Source organism: Rahnella sp. CJA17(1/100), assembly GCF_963881615.1.
In the GTDB taxonomy this organism is placed as follows: Bacteria; Pseudomonadota; Gammaproteobacteria; order Enterobacterales; family Enterobacteriaceae; genus Rahnella; species Rahnella aceris.
Genome location: NZ_CAWOJA010000004.1, coordinates 134,892 through 153,905 on the forward strand (window position 1 = coordinate 134,892; position 19,014 = coordinate 153,905).

Sequence of the window (19,014 nt, forward strand, 5' to 3'; positions counted from 1 at the left end):
TGTGCAAAGCAAAATAAAAAGGACGCGAGAGCGTCCTTTTTTACCACGGAGGAAAGGTGGTGAGATTTTTACAGTTCGGCGATCAGTATTTTGGAGCGACGCTGGTAGTTGTACATTTCTTGTTTCTGAATCGGCAACACATCCACTTCTGCTGGCTTGAAGCCACGTTCCTGGAACCAGTGAATACTGCGGGTCGTCAGTACGAACAGCCTGTTCAGCCCCATAAGTTTCGCCTGGCTGGCAACGCGTTGCAGTAACATTTCACCGCGTGAAGAGCTGCGGTAGTCCGGGTGAACCGCCACGCAGGCCATTTCGCCAATCCCTTCATCATGGAAGGGGTAAAGCGCTGCGCAGGCAATGGTCAGGTTATCCCGCTCGATAATGGTAAATTTATCGATTTCCATTTCCAGCTGTTCGCGGGAACGACGCACCAGAATACCCTGTTGCTCCAGCGGCCGGATAAGTTCCAGAATGCCGCCGATGTCGTTGATGGTTGCACGACGCACTTGCTCGGCACTTTCCATCACGATTTGCGTACCAATACCGTCTCGCGAGAACAGTTCCTGAACCAGCGCACCGTCTTCCTGATAACTGATCAGGTGACTGCGACGTACACCACTGCGGCAGGCTTTCACCGCGCCGCGCAGGAAGCGAACGGTGCCGGAAAGATAGTCACCGCTGGATTCCATCTGATCAATTCTTTGCTGTGCATCATTAGGGAACAGTTCGGAAATAATATTACCTTCCTCGTTGATTACCCCCTGAGAAGAGCAGAAGCCGATCATTTTTTCCGCTTTCAGTTTGATTGCCAGTTGTGTCGCTACTTCCTCAGAAGTCAGGTTGAAGCTTTCACCGGTAACCGAAACTGCCACCGGGCCAAGCAAGACAATGGCATTGCTGTCGAGCTGACGGTGAATCGCTTCTTCATCAATACGGCGGATACGCCCGCTGTGACAGTAATCAATACCGTCATCGACGCCCAGCGGTTGAGCAATAATAAAGTTGCCGCTGACGACGTTGATGTGTGCACCTTGAAGTGGCGTATTATTCAGACTCATCGAAAGCCGCGCTGTGATATCGAGCTGCAGCAGACCTGCGGCTTGCTTAACCAGCTCGAGTGCGCGGGCATCGGTGACGCGGATGTTTTTATGATAAATCGGTTCGTAATTATGCTCAGAAAGGTTCTCATCAATCTGCGGTCGGGCGCCATAAACAACCACCAGACGGATGCCTAAACTGTGTAACAGGCCGATATCATTGACAATATTGCTGAAATTCTCATGTTCAATGGCTTCTCCACCGAGCATGACAACGAATGTTTTGCCACGGTGAGCATTTATATAGGGAACTGAGTGGCGAAATCCCTGGACCAGTTCAGTACTACGTTCCTTCACGGCAAAACCTCGTATGAATTTTTATTCGTAATTTTTGTATTTTTATTCTTTTATGGCCCTGTGGCAAGCAAGAAATCTCTGTTTTTGTTTTAACCCCTATCACAAACATACAACAAATTGATAAATAGACTAAATGTTTAGGAATGACATGCAGGATATGATTCGTTAGAATTCGTAAATTGAGTTTTTTATCATCTTTTTTTAACTTTTGGACCTTTTTGAGACTGCATGACTGACGATACTCACAATCCCGGAAGACGACGCCTCCTGCAAACCGTAGCTGCTTCCTGGATGCTCAGCGTGAGTAAAGTAGGTTTTGCGGCCAGCTCACAGGTTATTGCCGTACGCATCTGGCCCTCGTCTACTTATACCCGAATCACCCTCGAATCCAGCACGCCCTTAAAATATAAGCAGTTTCTGCTCAGTGATCCGCCACGCGTTGTGGTGGATATCGAAGGCGTGCATCTCAACAGTGTGCTCAAGGGACTGGGTGAAAAAATCCAGCAAAGTGATCCTTACATCCGGCAGGCGCGGGTGGGGCAGTTTGATACCAAAACGGTGCGTCTGGTGTTTGAGCTAAAGCGTACAATCAATCCGCATGTCTTCACGCTGAAACCGGTCGCTGAATTCCATAACCGGCTGGTGGTTGATTTGTATCCGCAAGAAGGTGAGATCAGTGCTCAGGATGATCCGCTGCTGGCGTTACTGGAAGATTACAACCGCGGAGATGTCGCGAGAACGTTACCGCCGGAAACGAAGAAAGACGGCCAGGCGGGGCGAAGCCGGCCGCTGGTGATTATGCTTGATCCCGGCCATGGCGGTGAAGATCCGGGAGCTATTGGCAAATACAAGACCCGTGAAAAAGATGTCGTGTTGCAGATTGGCCGCAGATTACAGAAGCTGATTGCGCGTGAACCCAATATGAAAGCGCATATGACCCGCAATGAAGACGTGTTTATTCCGCTCAAAGTCCGCGTGGCAAAGGCACGAAAACTGCGGGCAGACCTTTTTATCTCTATCCACGCAGATGCCTTTACCAGTCGGGCAGCAAGAGGCTCATCGGTTTTTGCGTTGTCGACCAAAGGCGCCACCAGTTCCGCAGCACGTTTTCTCGCACAAACGCAGAATGAATCTGACCTGATAGGCGGCGTCAGTAAAAGTGGCGACCGGTATCTGGATCACACGATGTTTGATCTGGTTCAGACGGCAACCATCAGCGATAGCCTGAAATTTGGCAAAGAAGTGCTGACGCGCATGGGAAAGATTAATCATCTGCACAAAAATAAAGTGGATCAGGCCGGATTCGCGGTATTGAAAGCGCCGGATATTCCGTCGATTCTGGTCGAAACGGCGTTTATCAGTAACATTAATGAAGAGAAAAAATTGCGGACTGCGCATTTTCAGCAGCAGGTGGCGGAGTCAATTCTGGCCGGGATCAAAGCGTATTTCGCACAAGGCGGGATGTCGACGATGGGATGAGTCGCGCGGGGGCGGGGTGATTATTCCGCGCTTCGCCGGAATTCAGATACAAAAAAACACCCGTTAGGGTGCCTGATGTTTTTCACTGATTTTTAGTAGTTGGTTGCGGGGGCCGGATTTGAACCGACGACCTTCGGGTTATGAGCCCGACGAGCTACCAGGCTGCTCCACCCCGCGTCCGTCACTACTGTTTACTGCTTTATTTCATCACATTATTCGAACTGAGCATCTTTATGCGTCTGTCTCGAATTGGTTGCGGGGGCCGGATTTGAACCGACGACCTTCGGGTTATGAGCCCGACGAGCTACCAGGCTGCTCCACCCCGCGTCCGTATACTGCTTTAATTCATCGTACAATTCAACCGGGCATTAAGTGCATCGATATCGAATTGGTTGCGGGGGCCGGATTTGAACCGACGACCTTCGGGTTATGAGCCCGACGAGCTACCAGGCTGCTCCACCCCGCGTCCGATGGAGGCGAACTATACTCCCCATGAGATTTCGTGCAACCCTTTTTTGAATTTATTCAAATAAAGCACTTAGTTGCTGGCTTTTTATGCACAAAATCGCCGTTTGGTGTTCAATTTGGCTCAGTACACTTTTTTCGGCTGTGGTAATTCCTTTCTGATAGGGCGTTTGTTATCGTTTCGCCAGCCATTTCCCTGAAAGTAAGAGAGCGCGGAATAATGAAAGGACGTTGGAGTAAATATCTGCTGGGTGGTCTGGTGTTAGCGGTGCTGGCGGGGTGTTCTTCGCGACCGACTGACCGGGGCCAGCAGTATAAAGATGGCCGTCTGGATAGTGCGCTTGAATATGTGAATGAGCCGAATGCTACAGGCAAGCCGGTAAATGCGCTGGATTACTCTAATCAGGTCGCTGCGGTACAAATTGCCTCTTCTTCTTTATATGGCCGTAATAACACGACATTCCAGGCTGTTGAACAATGGCTGCGCTCCGGGGCTGATACCCGCAATCTTAGCCAGTACGGCATCAGCGCCTATCAGATGGAAGGTGCTGACAATTTTGGTAACGTGCAACTGACTGGCTATTACACGCCAGTTGTGCAGGCGCGCTATACCCGTCAGGGCGAATTCCAGTATCCGCTTTACCGTATGCCGCCTAAACGCGGTCGTCTGCCCGATCGTGCTTCGATTTACTCCGGTGCCCTGAGTGATAACTATGTGGTGGCCTGGACCAACTCCCTGATGGATAACTTTATGATGGAAGTACAGGGCAGCGGTTATGTCGATTACGGCGATGGTCGCCCGTTCATGTTCTTCGGTTATGCGGGCAAGAATGGTCACGCTTACCGCAGTATCGGCAAAGTGCTGATCGACCGTGGTGAAGTGGCGCGTGAGAATATGTCTATGCAGGCGATCCGCCAGTGGGCAGATACTCACAGCCCGGCAGAAGTGCGTGAATTGCTGGAACAGAATCCGTCATTCGTTTTCTTCAAGCCTGAACCTTTCGCGCCAGTTCGCGGTGCCAGCGGTGTGCCGCTGATTGCCAAAGCCTCTGTAGCTTCTGACCGTTCGCTGATCCCGGCGGGTACTACCTTGCTGGCGGAAGTGCCGGAGCTTAACGATAAAGGCAAGTTTACCGGCAAATATCATATGCGTCTGATGGTCGCACTGGATGTCGGTGGGGCGATTAAAGGACAACATTTCGATATGTATCAGGGGATTGGTCCTGACGCTGGCCACTCCGCAGGATTTTATAATCACTATGGACGCGTCTGGGTGTTAAAATCAGCGCAGAACGGCAAGCCGTTGTTCACGGCATACGCGCCATCCAACTAGATTTCAAACGACAAAGTCTTCGAACGCACTGAGGTTTATCTTTTCATGACAGCGACTTACTCCGACGCTTATCAGCAACGTTTTGGCGGAACGGCCCGGCTTTATGGTCAGCAATCGCTGGAGCTGTTCTCGCAGGCGCATATCTGTGTGATTGGTATTGGCGGAGTGGGGTCATGGGCTGCGGAAGCGCTGGCCCGCACCGGTATTGGCGCGATCACGCTGATTGATATGGATGATGTGTGTGTGACCAACACCAACCGTCAAATCCATGCGTTACGTGAAAACGTCGGGCAGGCAAAAACGGAAATTATGGCGCAGCGCATTCTGGCGATTAATCCGGAGTGCAAAGTCACCTGCATTGATGATTTTATTACGCCGGATAACGTGGCTGAGATGCTCGATCACGGATTCAGCTATGTCATTGATGCTATCGACAGCGTCCGGCCTAAAGCCGCGCTGCTGGCCTATTGCCGTCGTTATAAAATTCCGGTGGTGACGACGGGCGGTGCGGGTGGTCAGATTGATCCGACCCAAATTGCTGTCGTGGATCTGGCGAAAACCATTCAGGATCCGCTGGCGGCAAAACTGCGTGAACGTCTGAAAAATGATTTCAACGTGGTGAAAAACAGCAAAGGTAAGCTCGGAATTGACTGTGTGTTTTCCAGCGAGCCGTTGATGTATCCGCAGGCTGATGGCTCGGTATGTGCTGCAAAGGCAAGCGCAGAAGGCCCTAAACGCATGGATTGCGCGTCTGGTTTTGGGGCTGCAACGATGGTTACCGCGACGTTTGGTTTTGTCGCGGTATCCCACGTACTGAAGAAGATGATGGCTAAGGCGCAGCGTCAGGCTCAGGCAGCCTGACGAGCCAGGGCGATTACGCCTTCTGCCAGCGCATGAAGCCCGCTGGAGCGGCTGGTACTCAGTTGCTCACGCAACCCCAATACATCAAACAGCGCCAGCGGATCCCGCATTAAAATCTCGTCTGGCGTTTTGCCTTCCACGGCGGTCAGTAGCACTGCCAGCAAACCTTTAACGATCCTTCCTTCGCTGTCACCATAGAAATGCATTGTTCCATTCACCGCTTTTTCCGCGCCTAGCCATACCCGATTTTCACAACCAGACAGCTCATTTTCCGGAGTTTTCAACGTCGTATCCAGCGGTGGCAAAGATTTCGCCAGCAGGATTAACTGACGGTAGCGGTCTTCCCACTGACGGAATGACGCGAATTTTTCGGTCAGTGAGGATTCAGTGATCTCATGGCCGAAAGGATGTGGCGCTAACATGGTATTCCCCAAAGAATGAATTAGTCGGCTAACAGATCGAAAGCATATTTTACTGCCCTGACCAGCCGCATGACGTCCTGTTCATTATTATACGGCGCAAATGAAGCCCGTAATGTTCCGCTGATGCCCAGAGCATCCATCAATGGCTGGGCGCAATGCTGTCCGGCGCGCAAGGCAATGCCTTGTTCAGCCAGCAATGTCACAAGGTCACTGTGATGCACACCGGCGATATCGAATGCCAGAAGTGAGGCATTCTGACAGCGGAAACTGCGGAAACCCTCAATCTGCGTAAGCTGCTCTTCAGCCAGACTCGCCAGATTTTGTGTATATTTCTCTGCCGCTTGCAGATCTACGGTTTTTAACCATTTCAGCGCTGCTGACATCCCGATCACACCGGCAATGTTAGGCGTACCCGCTTCGAAGCGGTGGGGTACGGCCTGCGGTGTAAAACCGGTCATGGAAGCCTGGGTCAGCATTTTCCCGCCGCCCTGCCACGGTGCCATATTCTCGAGTAATTCAGTTTTGCCATACAGCACGCCGATGCCTGTCGGCCCGTAAAGCTTATGGCCGGAGAAGGCATAAAAGTCGATATCGAGTTGTTGAACGTCTGGCGGACAATGAACAACGCCTTGTGCGCCATCGATCAGAACGGGCGTGGCGTTAGCGTGTGCCAGTTCAACGGCACGGGCTATATCGGGTATTCCGCCGGTAACATTCGACATTTGCGTCAGTGCCAGCAAGCGGGTTTTGTTGTTCAGCAGGGCGGAAAGGGCGGTGATATCAGGAATGCCGCACTCATCCACTGGCAGCGTGATCACCCGCGCCTGACATTGTTGTGCGACCATCAGCCACGGAATGAGGTTAGCGTGATGTTCCGCCTCACTGACAATAATTTCATCACCCGGTTGCAGCCGCGGGCGCAGCCAGCTTTGTGCCACCAGATTTATGGACTCCGTGGTTCCCCGCGTCCAGACGATATCTGCGGAATGCGGCGCGTTGATCCACTGGGTCACCAGCCTTCTGGCCTGCTCGTAGTTATCTGTCAGGGTTTGCGCCGCATGATGCTGGCTGCGGTGCACGGTGGCTCCTTCCTGAGAGTAGAAATTTACAGTGGCCTCGATCACCGCCTGCGGCTTCAGGGCGGTGGCGGCACTGTCGAGATAACATTGCCCCTGAGATAGCGCAGGAAACTGTTGACGAAAATCTGCGGGGTTAAAATCAGTCATACGAAATCAGATCCTTCGGCCTGAGTTAAAAATACAGGTTTATCTGTAACACAAGCCGCTTATTCATTTTAGGAATGGTTACCTGGAAATTCATCAGAGGTTTGTTATGCTGAATTACGAAGACTAGAAGCATTAGCCTGGAGTCTAACCAGGTATTTGAAGCATATTAATCTGCAAGGAGTCTATGATGAAGAAGATCGCCGCCGTAATTTCAGCTGCACTGCTGACGACAACACTTGCCGCCTGTTCGAGCAACTACGTGATGCATACCAACGATGGCCGCACCATTGTTGCTGAAGGCAAACCTAGCACCGACAGTGATACCGGTATGATCAGTTATACCGATGCGTATGGCAATAAGCAGCAGATCAATAAATCTGAAATCAAAGAAATGGCAGAAGGGAACTGATTTCTGACGTGAACACCTTGAGTCAGTCGCTCAGGTAACCTCACATTGTGCTTTGTGACAAAACCGGCTCCTCTTGCGAGGAAGCCGGTTTTGTCACATTATGCGCTCGCCATTCTGCTGCCTGGTGTTTCCTTTGTGTCCTTTATGCAGCAAAAAAAGCAAAAAAAAAGCACCGCAAATTGCGGTGCTAAAAAATCACTTTGGACAGACAGGGTAATGTACAGGAAGTGAAAAGTTTGTAGCATTCAAGCTACGCGTCTGGATTGCCAGACAATTGCAAACACAACATCACAACCACAAGCCAAAAGTATTTCAGCATCCTCATACCAATCTACTTTTCGTTCCGGCTCAGGAAGTGGCGCCACTATAGGTTTTTGCCTGTACATCCTCAACGGACAAATTATAATGTCTCGGATTAAAAAAACTAATACCTAAACCCACGGACAGGCGTTCCGCTAACCGGCGAATAAGAAGTATCCATTCTATGTCAAAACGTTTACCGCCTTTGAATTCTCTGCGGGTGTTTGATGCCGCAGCGCGTCACCTTAGTTTTACTAAGGCTGCCGAGGAATTGTTCGTCACGCAGGCCGCTGTTAGCCACCAGATTAAGTCACTTGAGGACTTTTTAGGGTTAAAACTGTTTCGCCGCCGCAATCGCTCTTTGTTACTGAGCGAAGAAGGGCAGAGCTATTATCTGGATATCAAAGAGATATTCTCTGCTCTGAATGAGGCCACACGTAAACTTCAGGCACGCAGTGCCAAAGGCGCGCTGACCGTCAGTTTACCGCCCAGTTTTGCGATTCAATGGCTGGTGCCAAGATTGTCTGGCTTTAACTCAGCTTATCCGGGCATCGATGTACGCATTCAGGCGGTAGACCGTGAAGAAGATAAATTGGCCGACGATGTCGACGTCGCCATATTCCATGGTCGGGGTAACTGGCCGGGGCTACGGGCAGAGCGATTGTATGCGGAGTATTTACTGCCGGTTTGCTCTCCTTCGTTGCTGATGGGGGATAATCCGCTGAAGGAACCCGCCGATTTAAGTCATCACACACTGCTGCACGATGCTTCCCGTCGGGACTGGCTGGCGTACACCAAACAGCTTGGGTTGCAGCAGGTGAATGTGCAGCAGGGGCCTATTTTCAGCCACAGTGCGATGGTGGTTCAGGCCGCCGTTCACGGGCAGGGTATTGCGCTGGTGAATAATGTCATGGCACAGACTGAGATTGAGGCCGGACGTCTGGTGTGTCCGTTCAGTGAAGTTTTAATTAGTAAAAATGCTTTTTATCTGGTTTGTCATGACAGTCAGGCAGAACTGGGTAAAATAGCCGCCTTTCGTCAGTGGATCCTCGCCCGTGCAGCCAGCGAGCAGGAAAAACTGCGCTTTCGTTTCGATCAGGCGTGAGGCCTGATTCCTGGGGATAGGAAGTCCTGAGTCTGCTGATGAGATTGATTAATCAGGTTTTTCATCAGCAAATAACGATAACAGGTAACGCATAATGACCAGTCGTTCAATGTTGATTTTCGCCGCTATCAGCGGTTTTATCTACGTCGCTTTCGGTGCGTTTGGCGCACATGTGTTGAGCCAGTCGCTCGGCGAAGCGGAAATGGCATGGATCCATACCGGGTTAACTTATCAAAGCATTCATACGCTGGTAGTGATGATTCTGGGTGTTGCGATGCAGCGCCAGCGCAATGTGTGGTTCTACTGGAGCAGCGCCTTTTTAGCGCTGGGAACCGTTTTATTCAGCGGCAGCCTTTATTGTCTGGCGCTGTCACATCTCCGTTTGTTCGTTTTTGTCACTCCGATTGGCGGTACCTTGTTCCTGGTCGGTTGGATTTTGTTGTTGATCGGCGCATTGCGCCTGAAGAAAAAGGCCGAACGCCATGAATAAACTTGCTCTCTACTGCCGTCAGGGTTTTGAAAAAGAATGCGCAGCAGAAATTACTGACAAAGCTGCGAAGATGGAAATCTTCGGTTTTGCCCGCGTGAAAGAAAACAGCGGTTATGTGCTGTTTGAATGCTATCAACCAGATGATGCTGACCGTATCGCCAAAGAACTGCCCTTCCGCGAGCTGATTTTTGCCCGTCAGTTGATCGTGGTGGGAGAGTTGCTGAAAGATTTGCCGCCGGAAGATCGTGTTTCTCCGATTGTCGGCATGGTTCAGAACGTGATTACCAACGGTGGTGAGCTTCGCGTTGAAGTGCCTGATACCAATGAAAGCAAAGAGCTGACCAAGTTCTGCCGCAAACTGACTGTGCCGCTGCGTTCCGCGATGCGCGAATGCAAAGTGCTGGGCAAGAAAGAGAATGCGCTGCGTCCGGTAGTGCATGTGTTCTTTATCGCCCCGGGTTGCTGCTATGTGGGGTATTCCTACAGCAATAACAATTCACCGTTCTATATGGGTATTCCGCGCCTCAAGTTTCCTTCCGAAGCGCCAAGCCGTTCAACGCTGAAACTGGAAGAAGCTTTCCATGTCTTTATTCCGGCTGATGAGTGGGATGAACGTCTGGCAAGTGGCATGTACGCGGTGGATTTAGGCGCGTGTCCTGGCGGCTGGACGTATCAGCTGACACAACGCAGCATGATGGTCACGGCTGTCGACAACGGTCCGATGGCACCCAGCCTGATGGAAACCGGTCAGGTGATTCATCTGCGTGAAGACGGCTTCCGTTACAAATCCACCAGCACTAAGAACTACTGGCTGGTGTGTGACATGGTCGAAAAACCGGCTAAAGTGGCTGCGCTGATGTGTGACTGGCTGGTCAACGGCTGGTGCCGTGAGGCGATCTTTAACCTGAAGTTGCCGATGAAAAAGCGTTACGAAGAAGTCTCTAATATTCTTGAACGCATCGACGAACGTCTGAAAGAAAATGGCGTGAATGCCGAGATCTTCGCGAAGCAGCTTTATCACGATCGCGAAGAAGTCACCGTGCATATCCGCCGTTTCTGGTCGGCTATTGGCGGACGTCGCGACGAGCGCGATCGCTGATACTCGTCATACTTTGAACTGCAGGGGCGTTGGCTGCGTGCGTTAGCCCGAATCACTTACTTGCCACCTGCCTGCAATTCAAATTATTCAGAGTATCCTTCCTGAGCACTTGCGTTTGAGAAGTGCTTTTTTATGGCAAGCGCAGTTGCTGCAAATTGCCATCCAGCGCGACGTCGGTTTGCAGCGTTGATACACGTTTGCAGGCATACGCCAGTTCACGGTGCTCTTCGAGTTTTTTACGCCATTTTTCCGGCACGCCTTCCAGATTGTCGTAAAGCTCATCCAGCGATCCGGTCTGCGTCAGTAACGTGACCGCCGTCTTCGGGCCTATTCCCGGCACTCCCGGGATTTTACTGCTGCTGATCCCGGCCAGACCCCAGTAATCGGTGAGTTGCTGTGGCAATACGCCAAACGTTTCCTGAACAAACGGCATATCCAGCCAGCGTTTCTGGAAGTAATCGCGGATCTGAATATTGGGTGCCAGTAACTGACAGTACCCTTTATCGGTTGAAACGATGGTGACCTGATGGCCGCCGGATGACACTTTCGCGGCCAGTGTTGCCGCCAGGTCGTCTGCTTCATTGCCTGCAGAATGCCAGCAGGCAATGCCTAGCCCTTCAAAACCGGCTTTCAGGCTGGGCATTTCCGCAACCAGATTATCTGGCATTGGTGAGCGTCCGGCTTTGTAGTCGGGCAGACACTGATGACGCCAACTGTCTGCCCGGTCATCTTCGTCAAATACGGCAACGGCATGTGTGGGCTGAGTATGCTGAATCAACTGACCTATGGCGTTCTGGCAGGTAATCAGACAAGGCGAACCCTGAACCGCATGGATACGGCGGATCAGGTTCAGGGCATCAATAATCAGCAGATGTATTGCCATGTTAATCTCCATAATAAAGGCGACTCGCGTCGCCCTTAGATCTGCTTTAGAAGTGTGACTTGCCGTGTGATCGGTCGGTCAGGCACAAATCTCATAGCAAGGAATATATGCGCTGCCCGGCAATTTCATACGGTGCTGGGCGACGAAACCTTGCAGCAGGCTGTCCATTTTTTTCATTAATGCCGGGTCGCCGTGCAGCTTGAAGCGACCATGTTTTTCGATGGCGTGGATCCCAAATTCTTTCACGTTACCGGCCACAATACCGGAGAAGGCGCGGCGCAGTGCGGCGGCCAGTTCCTGCGGTGGCTGGTTAGGATAAAGATTCAGGTTCGCCATGTTTTCATGATTCGGTTCGAACGGGTGCTGCAAATCGGGCGCAATGCGAATCGACCAGTTGAAACTGTAGGCATCTCCGCTGTTACGACGGTTTTCTTTCACCAGCGGCATGGCGCGTTTCATCTGACGGGCGACTTCTGTCGGATCGTCGATGATGATGGTGTAGAACTTACAGGCTTCTTCACCCAGCGTTTCTTTAATGAAGGCATCGAGAACGTGGAAGTAATCGGCGCTTTCTTTCGGGCCGGTGAGGATCAGCGGTAAAACCTGATCGCTGTTTTCCGGATCCATCAGAATGCCCAGCAGATACAGTAATTCTTCTGCGGTACCTACACCGCCAGGGAAGATAATGATCCCGTGCGCAATGCGCACGAACGCCTCAAGCCGTTTTTCGATATCCGGCATGATGATCAGTTCGTTGACCAGTGGATTAGGCGGCTCAGCAGCAATAATCGACGGTTCTGTCATGCCGATAAAGCGGCCGGCTTTGTAGCGCTGTTGCGCGTGGCCGACGGCGGCGCCTTTCATCGGGGCTTCCATTGCGCCCGGGCCACAGCCAGTACAAATGTTCAGTTCACGCAGACCCAACTGACTACCGACGTTACGGGCATACTGATATTCAATTTCATTAATTGAATGTCCGCCCCAGCAAACCACCATGTTCGGATCTTCATCCAGATGCAGGGCGCGGGCATTGCGTAAGATAGAGAACACCAGATTGGTCAGATGCGCTGAGTTTTTGGTATTCAGGTGCTGAAAACGACCGGCGTTGTCGATTTGCCCGCTCACGAACAGAATATCGCGCAGTACAGCAAACAGGTTGGCCTGTAATGAGCGGATAATCCGGCCATCCACAAATGCGTCTTCCGGTGGGTTTACCAGTTCCAGTTTCACGCCACGCTCTCTGCGCAGCACATTGATATCAAAGCTTTCGTAACGGTCGAGAAGCTCTTTACTGCTGTCAGTCTGGCTGCCGCTGTTAAGCACGGCCAGTGAACAATTTCGGAAAAGACGATAGAGGTCGCTGCTCGCAGTACGTTTGAGCATGTCGACTTCCAGCTGCGACAACAAATCCATTGAGCCTAACGGGCTGATATGTGTAATCAAAGTTGCTCCTTGACACCAACGGGTGCAGTGATTCTTTCTGCTACCTGATTGCGGCGCATGATTTTTCGGATCATATTTTTTGCGCCGTACGCGATTTAACAGTAACCCCGTCATCAGGCTTTTACCAATGCTGACAGAGCGTTAGCTCAGTTCTTGAGCAACGTCTCGCATTATTGTCTGACAAGTCGCGCGGTTGCAGGTTCAAACGGGAAGTTGGATCTCCATGGATTGATGTCCAGACCACCGCGGCGTGTATAGCGCGCATAAACGGCAAGCTTTTCCGGCTGGCAGAAACGCAGCAAATCATTAAAGATGCGTTCAACGCATTGTTCGTGGAATTCATTGTGATGGCGGAAAGAAACCAGGTAACGCAGCAGCGCTTCATGGTCGATTTTCGGGCCGCGATATTGGACCTGAACGGAACCCCAGTCTGGCTGATGGGTGATCAGGCAGTTGGATTTCAGCAGATGACTGACCAGCGATTCTTCAACGATCTCAGCACCTTTAGCATTGGCCAGATAATCCGTGCTGAACTCGTAACTGTCGATCTCAATATCCTGCTCATCAATGCAAACACCGTCAAAATGCCCAACCGCTGAACCTTCAATCTCAGACAGACGGCTGACGCTCACCGTGACTTCGCCTTGCGCGCAGGCGCTTAAATCACGGGTTAATGTTTCCTTGACCGCCTGCCAGTCCGCGAAAACGGTCTGGTTGAAGCTGTTCAGATAGAGCTTGAAGCTTTTGGATTCGATCAGATTCTGGCTGTTGGCATTCAGACTGATTTCACCCACGGCAACCTGCGGCAGGCCTTTGGCATTGAGCCACGACATTTCATACAGCGTCCAGATATCTGCGCCATGAAACGGTAAGTTGTCCGGATATAAACCCAGCGGTTCACGGTTCATGCTGCGCGGAACGGCCTGCAATAAAGACGCGTCGTATTGATCGACATAAGCCGTACTTTTACCCAGCGTCAGTTGCGCCAGGGCGGGGTTATCCTGATATGAGGACATGCTGTCACCTTACGAAATAGGTACAATAGAGAATAATCCCTAGTTTACCCCAGCCTTACCGGAAGATGAGAGAATTATGGAGTCTGAAGTTTCTGTAGCATTGCGTGAATTTACTCAACGTTATGTCGATCTCTGGCAACAGGAAACCGGCATGCCGCCCGCCAGTGAAGCCCTTTTTGGTGTAGATTCGCCGTGCGTGGTCAAAACAGATGAAGACAAGGTCTTCTGGCTAACACAGACGTTTACCCCAGATGCGACCTTGCAAAATGTAGAACGGGCGCTGGAATTACAGTTGCGTCCCGAGGCGCATGAGTTTTACACGACACAGTATGCAGGGGACATGACCGCCAGCTGGCAGGGAAATCCGCTGACGTTGTTGCAGGTCTGGAGCCAGGAAGATTTCACCCGCTTGCAGGAAAATCTGATCGGGCATCTGGTCACGCAAAAGAGGCTGAAGCTGACCCCCACCCTTTTTCTGGCGACCACAGATTCCGAGCTGGATCTGGTTTCGTTATGCAATGTGACCGGTAATGTCGTGCTGGAACAGTTCGGCAGTAAAAAACGAACTATACTCTCGCCATCGTTATCAGAATTCCTTACAATGCTGACCGCTGTTTGTCCCGCCTGAGCAACATCATCTGAACGACCCATCCCGCAGAGCACAAATGGCTCACAAGCGTGTGAGAGATCTCTCACAAAGGCTGTAAGAGATCTCGCTAATTTGACTTAATTACTTCCTGGTTAAAATAATTTTCATAAATAAAATCAATTAGTTGTTTGATTTATTGGTTGTGAGACAGCTTACGCCCGCCGAGGTTGGCTTACAGCCTGCCTTGCCCCCAAGGCCGAAATCAACGATTCTAGTCAGGCACTAAGGAAGCATGAAGCAGAACATCAGGATGATGGCTGATTCATAAAAAAGGGGACGGCTCAGGAAGAGTCAGGACGGCATCGGATTATGCCAGGATGTTTCAGGACGAAACCAGGGACACCTCCAGGACGGAGAAGAGAGCTCACAAAGGAAGCTGAGCGGGTCACAGATGACCAAGGGACATCAGTCAGGATGACTTAGGACAGACCGTCAGGATGAAAGTTGGACGATGCAAAGGACAGCCGGTTAGGATAACCGCAGGAAAAGTTTTCAGGGATTGAGCAGGGAGCACTCAGGTAGCTGGATTGCTATAAAACGAACCGGGGGCACTGTGAAAACAGTGCCCCCAACTTTTATGTCTATAAAAATTACTTCTGTAAAATCTTCCTTCCAGCCCAAAAGCGCCAGCCATTCCTCAGCCGATCGCCCCCAAGACATCATCCTGCCCCTGCTTTTTCGGCAACAGGAATAAAGTGGCAAAAATATCCAGCAGATAAATCGCGGCCAGCAATGTAATTGCTGCGGTAAATGACACCTGTGCCACCAGCATGCCAATCACCAGCGGGCCAAAACCACCGACGCCACGTCCGAGATTAAATAACAGATTCTGGGCCGTCGCCCGGACACGCACCGGATAGAGATCGGAAATCAGGCCGCCGTAACCGCCAATCATGCCATTCACGAACATCCCCATCAGCGCGCCTGCGAATAACATCAGCGTCGGGTCAGACAACTGCGCGTAACACACCACCATCACGACAGCGCCAATCTGATAAATCAGAAAGATTTTCCAGCGTGGGAAACGATCCGACAACATGCCGAACAGCCAGATGCCGAAGGTCATACCGACAACCGTCACGGCGGTCCACAGGCCAGATTTGGTCAGTGAAAAGCCAAAATTTTTCGACAGATAACTCGGCATCCAGATCATCAGCCCGTAATAACCAAAGTTCTGAACAGAGCACAGGATCAGAATGCCGATGCTGGCTTTGGTCGTGGCTTTATCGCGGAACAGTAACTTAATGCGGCTAAACAGTGAGCCATCATTATTGCTGGCAGTGTGTTTTACGAAGGCTTCCGGTTCGCCCATTGTGCGGCGGATAAGGAAAGAGGCCAGCGCCGGTAACAGTCCGACCAGGAACATACCGCGCCAGCCGATAATGCCCAACAACATCGGTGTCAGGAAGGCGGCCATTAGCACGCCGAGCTGCCAGCCCATGCCGACATAGGCCGAGGCGCGGTTACGTTTTTCCGCCGGCCACGCTTCTGCAATCAGCGCCATGCCGATACCAAATTCACCGCCCAGGCCGACACCGGCCAGCGTGCGATAGATCAGTAAATCCCAGTACCCTTGTGCGAAAGCGCATAAACCGGTGAAGAGGGAGAACATCAGAATGGTGAAGGTCAGTACCCGGATGCGGCCGAAACGATCGCTGATAGGTCCGAAAATGACGCCGCCCAGTACGGCACCAATCAGGGTCCAGGTCACCAGCGAACCACTTTGTGAGGAAGACAAACCAAATTCGCTGGTAATAGCCGGGAGCATGAAACCGAGGATCAGTAAATCAAATCCGTCCATGGCGTAGCCGGTGACGGAGGCCAGCATGGCTTTTGCCGGTGTTGCGTGTGCTTTTTGAATGCGTTGTGCGGACATGTGGACAGATCTGTAAAGAAAAAAGTGGCGGTAGTTTGCCCGTAACGGGCGTTTATCGCTACCACGAAAAACTTATGGTTGGATAGATAAATTGGATAGGATGCAGAAAGTTGGGGCATCAGTCCTTCAATGTTATGCTTTGCGCCCCCCGGCGGAGGCTGCCCGGGGCCATGAACGAAGAGAGTCATTGATGAATATAGAAAACCAGGTTCGCCAGATTTTAGAAGATATCGAGCAGGTCATGCGTGATGAAAAATTGTGGCACGCCACGCCGCCGGAAGCGGAAGCCTTTGAAAGCAAAGAGCCGTTTTCAGTGGATACCCTGTCTGCTGAACAATGGCTCCAATGGGTGCTGGTTCCCCGTATGTACGCGTTGCTGGAGGCCCAGGCACCAATGCCAACCCGTTTTGCTATCACCCCCTATTTTGAAGTGGCGATGCCTGAAGCACTCCGTTTGCTGACTCAGCTGCAACGCCTCGACGATTTGCTGAACATAGAAGACTGACATGCTGGAAATTTTGTATCAGGACGAACATCTTATCGCAGTAAATAAACCTGCGGGTATGCTGGTTCACCGCAGCTGGCTGGACCGCCATGAAACGGTGTTTGTGATGCAAACATTGCGTGATCAGATTGGTCAGCATGTGTTTACGGTTCACCGGCTGGATAAGCCGACGTCGGGCGTTTTGCTGCTGGCACTGTCCAGTGACGTGGCGCGTTTGCTGTCGCAGCAGTTCGAAAATAATCAGATGAACAAAACCTATCACGCCGTAGTTCGCGGGTATGTGCCACAAGACGGCACCCTCGATTACGCGCTGACCGAAGAGCTGGATAAAATCGCTGATAAGTTTGCGGATCCGGATAAAGCGCCACAGCCTGCAGTGACGCATTATCGTGTCGTCGCACAGGTCGAAATGCCAGTGGCTGTAGGACGTTACGACACCACGCGCTACAGTCTGATGGAACTGAAACCGGAAACCGGCCGTAAGCATCAGTTGCGCCGTCATATGTCGCATTTGCGTCACCCGATTATTGGTGACAGCGCGCACGGTGATTTAAAGCAAAACCGGGGCATGACGCAGCATTTCGGCTGTTCCGGGCTGATGCTGCACGCCAGTCATATGCAATTGCCTCATCCGGTTACGGGTGAGCCGTTGTCGATTCAGGCGCGCTGGGATCATCGCTGGCAAAATGTGGTGACACAGTTTGGCTGGCAGGGAAAAATCCCTGAGCTTGAAAGGGTTGAGTTTGTAGAAACTTGCCGTCAGGATAGTGCACAAATTTAGTCCCTTTGATTGAAATATTGGCATCACACAGGAGTGAAACCCATGGCAGAAGTCGGAATTTTTGTCGGTACGGTATACGGCAATGCGTTACTGGTGGCAGAGGAAGCGGAAACCGTGCTGAAAGGCCAGGGTCATGACGTGAAACTGTTTGAAGAAGGCACGCTTGAAGCCTGGCAATATTACCGTCATCACTTTGTGCTGATTGTGACGTCGACTACCGGTCAGGGGGATTTGCCGGACAGCATCGCGCCTTTGTATGTCGCCATCCGTGACACCGTGGGCTATCAGCCGGAGTTGCGTTACGGCATGATTGCGCTGGGTGATATCAGCTACGATCATTTCTGTGGCGGCGGCCATAAGCTGGATGATTTATTGCAGGAACAAGGCGCATCGCGCATTGGCGAAATGCTGGAGATTGACGCCATGGAAACTGCCGAACCGGAAACTGTTGCGATTCCGTGGGTGGAAAAATGGGGACAGTTGCTTAAATAACGTCACACCCTTTGCCGTTCTGCGCGCAAGAAATAAAAAAGGTCAGGCAAACGCCTAATGCCGATCGTTTAAGGATCAGTTGACCGATCCGGTGGCTCGTGTAAAAAGGGTTCATGCTCATCATGGACCCTTTTTAAATGGAACTTTCACAAGCTCTCGGTATTATCAATCTTACTGCCCCCGATGAAGTTCAAAGCCTCGCTGACCTCCTGTCTCCTGACCTCATTCAGCAAGCTTTTTCTCTCACTGACACCGTCACCCTACGCAAGCGTAAACTCCCCCTCGAGTCCATGGTCTGGCTGGTTATCGGTATGGCCATATTCAACAATAAGCCTATGAGTCATATCGTTAATCTGATGGATATTGTTGACCGAACCGGACGCTCATTCACCGCACCCAGCTCCGTTATTGCCCGCAGAAAAACGTTAGGTGAAGATGCCATCCGGGTTCTGTTTGATATCACTCAGCAACACTGGCATGCAGAGGCAAAACATCCTTTCTGGCACGGACTGACACTCAATGCCGTCGATGGCGTAGTCTGGCATACGCAGGACACGCCTGAAAATGCGGAGGCCTTCGGTAAGGCTTCGAACCAGCACGGTGAACGCGGATATCCTCAGGTCCGCATGGTCTGCCTGATGGAACTGAGCAGTCACCTGTTGCGGGCCAGTGTGATGGACAGTTACGACGTGAACGAGATGCGCCTGGCGGCAAAGCTGGCAGACAGCGCGCCGGATAACAGTATTACGCTGTTCGATAAGGGTTTTTACTCTTTAGGACTGCTAC

At 51.4% G+C, this 19,014-nt stretch carries 18 protein-coding genes, 3 tRNA genes and 1 pseudogene; 12 read left to right on the forward strand and 10 right to left on the reverse strand.

Annotation, left to right across the window (positions count from 1 at the left end; genetic code table 11):
* Positions 1–68: 68 nt before the first annotated feature.
* Positions 69–1,394 carry an amino-acid N-acetyltransferase gene (gene argA, locus AACU55_RS03135; protein ID WP_013574171.1) on the reverse strand — a complete coding sequence of 442 codons (1,326 nt, stop codon included), beginning with the start codon at positions 1,392–1,394 and terminating at the stop codon, positions 69–71.
* Between the two features lie 228 nt (positions 1,395–1,622).
* On the opposite strand from argA, the gene amiC reads away from it, so the two are divergent.
* Positions 1,623–2,873, forward strand: a complete 1,251-nt coding sequence (amiC, locus tag AACU55_RS03140) for an N-acetylmuramoyl-L-alanine amidase AmiC (protein ID WP_112152499.1) — start codon at positions 1,623–1,625, stop codon at positions 2,871–2,873.
* Positions 2,874–2,973: 100 nt separating this feature from the next.
* Here the strand turns inward: amiC and AACU55_RS03145 are convergent.
* The 3 genes from AACU55_RS03145 to AACU55_RS03155 form a co-directional block, all read right to left on the reverse strand.
* Positions 2,974–3,050: transfer RNA gene (locus AACU55_RS03145), tRNA-Met, on the reverse strand.
* Between the two features lie 73 nt (positions 3,051–3,123).
* Positions 3,124–3,200: transfer RNA gene (locus tag AACU55_RS03150), tRNA-Met, on the reverse strand.
* Between the two features lie 62 nt (positions 3,201–3,262).
* Positions 3,263–3,339: transfer RNA gene (locus AACU55_RS03155), tRNA-Met, on the reverse strand.
* A 219-nt stretch (positions 3,340–3,558) separates the two neighbouring features.
* On the opposite strand from AACU55_RS03155, the gene mltA reads away from it, so the two are divergent.
* A complete protein-coding gene (gene mltA, locus AACU55_RS03160; RefSeq protein ID WP_134706634.1) occupies positions 3,559–4,671 on the forward strand; it encodes a murein transglycosylase A in 1,113 nt (370 codons plus the stop codon).
* A 45-nt stretch (positions 4,672–4,716) separates the two neighbouring features.
* Entirely contained in the window at positions 4,717–5,532 is an 816-nt protein-coding gene (tcdA, locus tag AACU55_RS03165) for a tRNA cyclic N6-threonylcarbamoyladenosine(37) synthase TcdA (protein WP_037035155.1), read from the forward strand.
* Here tcdA and csdE read toward each other — a convergent pair.
* Positions 5,520–5,954 carry a cysteine desulfurase sulfur acceptor subunit CsdE gene (csdE, locus tag AACU55_RS03170; RefSeq protein WP_037035153.1) on the reverse strand — a complete coding sequence of 145 codons (435 nt, stop codon included), beginning with the start codon at positions 5,952–5,954 and terminating at the stop codon, positions 5,520–5,522. The two genes, tcdA and csdE, sit on opposite strands and share 13 nt — an antisense overlap.
* A 20-nt stretch (positions 5,955–5,974) precedes the next feature.
* Positions 5,975–7,180, reverse strand: coding sequence for a cysteine desulfurase CsdA (gene csdA / locus AACU55_RS03175; protein ID WP_134706635.1), 1,206 nt, complete (start codon positions 7,178–7,180; stop codon positions 5,975–5,977).
* A gap of 187 nt (positions 7,181–7,367) precedes the next feature.
* On the opposite strand from csdA, the gene AACU55_RS03180 reads away from it, so the two are divergent.
* The 4 genes from AACU55_RS03180 (at position 7,368) to rlmM (ending at position 10,583) form a co-directional block, all read left to right on the forward strand.
* Positions 7,368–7,589, forward strand: a complete 222-nt coding sequence (locus AACU55_RS03180; protein WP_013574177.1) for a YgdI/YgdR family lipoprotein — start codon at positions 7,368–7,370, stop codon at positions 7,587–7,589.
* Between the two features lie 484 nt (positions 7,590–8,073).
* Positions 8,074–8,994 carry a transcriptional regulator GcvA gene (locus tag AACU55_RS03185; RefSeq protein ID WP_013574178.1) on the forward strand — a complete coding sequence of 307 codons (921 nt, stop codon included), beginning with the start codon at positions 8,074–8,076 and terminating at the stop codon, positions 8,992–8,994.
* 94 nt (positions 8,995–9,088) lie between these two features.
* On the forward strand, positions 9,089–9,484 hold the full coding sequence (locus AACU55_RS03190; RefSeq protein WP_013574179.1) for a DUF423 domain-containing protein: 396 nt from the start codon (positions 9,089–9,091) through the stop codon (positions 9,482–9,484).
* Positions 9,477–10,583: a 23S rRNA (cytidine(2498)-2'-O)-methyltransferase RlmM gene (rlmM, locus tag AACU55_RS03195; protein ID WP_013574180.1), complete on the forward strand. Its 1,107-nt coding sequence runs from the start codon at positions 9,477–9,479 to the stop codon at positions 10,581–10,583. The genes AACU55_RS03190 and rlmM overlap by 8 nt, the downstream gene beginning before the upstream one ends.
* Before the next feature lie 130 nt (positions 10,584–10,713).
* Here rlmM and xni read toward each other — a convergent pair whose 3' ends face one another.
* The 3 genes from xni to queF form a co-directional block, all read right to left on the reverse strand.
* Positions 10,714–11,466 (reverse strand): flap endonuclease Xni, encoded by a 753-nt coding sequence (gene xni / locus AACU55_RS03200; protein ID WP_013574181.1) that lies wholly within the window; start codon positions 11,464–11,466, stop codon positions 10,714–10,716.
* Between the two features lie 78 nt (positions 11,467–11,544).
* Entirely contained in the window at positions 11,545–12,909 is a 1,365-nt protein-coding gene (gene ppnN, locus AACU55_RS03205; RefSeq protein WP_013574182.1) for a nucleotide 5'-monophosphate nucleosidase PpnN, read from the reverse strand.
* Between the two features lie 170 nt (positions 12,910–13,079).
* Complete coding sequence (queF, locus tag AACU55_RS03210; protein ID WP_134706636.1) at positions 13,080–13,925, reverse strand: NADPH-dependent 7-cyano-7-deazaguanine reductase QueF; 846 nt, start codon at positions 13,923–13,925, stop codon at positions 13,080–13,082.
* Between the two features lie 76 nt (positions 13,926–14,001).
* On the opposite strand from queF, the gene syd reads away from it, so the two are divergent.
* Positions 14,002–14,553 (forward strand): SecY-interacting protein, encoded by a 552-nt coding sequence (gene syd, locus AACU55_RS03215; protein WP_013574184.1) that lies wholly within the window; start codon positions 14,002–14,004, stop codon positions 14,551–14,553.
* A gap of 658 nt (positions 14,554–15,211) precedes the next feature.
* On the opposite strand, the gene AACU55_RS03220 is transcribed toward syd, so the two are convergent.
* A complete protein-coding gene (locus AACU55_RS03220) occupies positions 15,212–16,450 on the reverse strand; it encodes an MFS transporter (RefSeq protein WP_134706637.1) in 1,239 nt (412 codons plus the stop codon).
* A 190-nt stretch (positions 16,451–16,640) separates the two neighbouring features.
* On the opposite strand from AACU55_RS03220, the gene AACU55_RS03225 reads away from it, so the two are divergent.
* The 4 genes and pseudogenes from AACU55_RS03225 to AACU55_RS03240 form a co-directional block, all read left to right on the forward strand.
* Positions 16,641–16,955: a YqcC family protein gene (locus tag AACU55_RS03225; RefSeq protein WP_013574186.1), complete on the forward strand. Its 315-nt coding sequence runs from the start codon at positions 16,641–16,643 to the stop codon at positions 16,953–16,955.
* 1 nt (position 16,956) lies between these two features.
* Entirely contained in the window at positions 16,957–17,736 is a 780-nt protein-coding gene (gene truC / locus AACU55_RS03230; RefSeq protein WP_134706638.1) for a tRNA pseudouridine(65) synthase TruC, read from the forward strand.
* A gap of 42 nt (positions 17,737–17,778) precedes the next feature.
* Positions 17,779–18,228: a flavodoxin gene (locus AACU55_RS03235; protein WP_013574188.1), complete on the forward strand. Its 450-nt coding sequence runs from the start codon at positions 17,779–17,781 to the stop codon at positions 18,226–18,228.
* A 137-nt stretch (positions 18,229–18,365) separates the two neighbouring features.
* A pseudogene (locus AACU55_RS03240) lies at positions 18,366–19,014 on the forward strand (IS4-like element IS1271 family transposase); the annotation flags it as partial.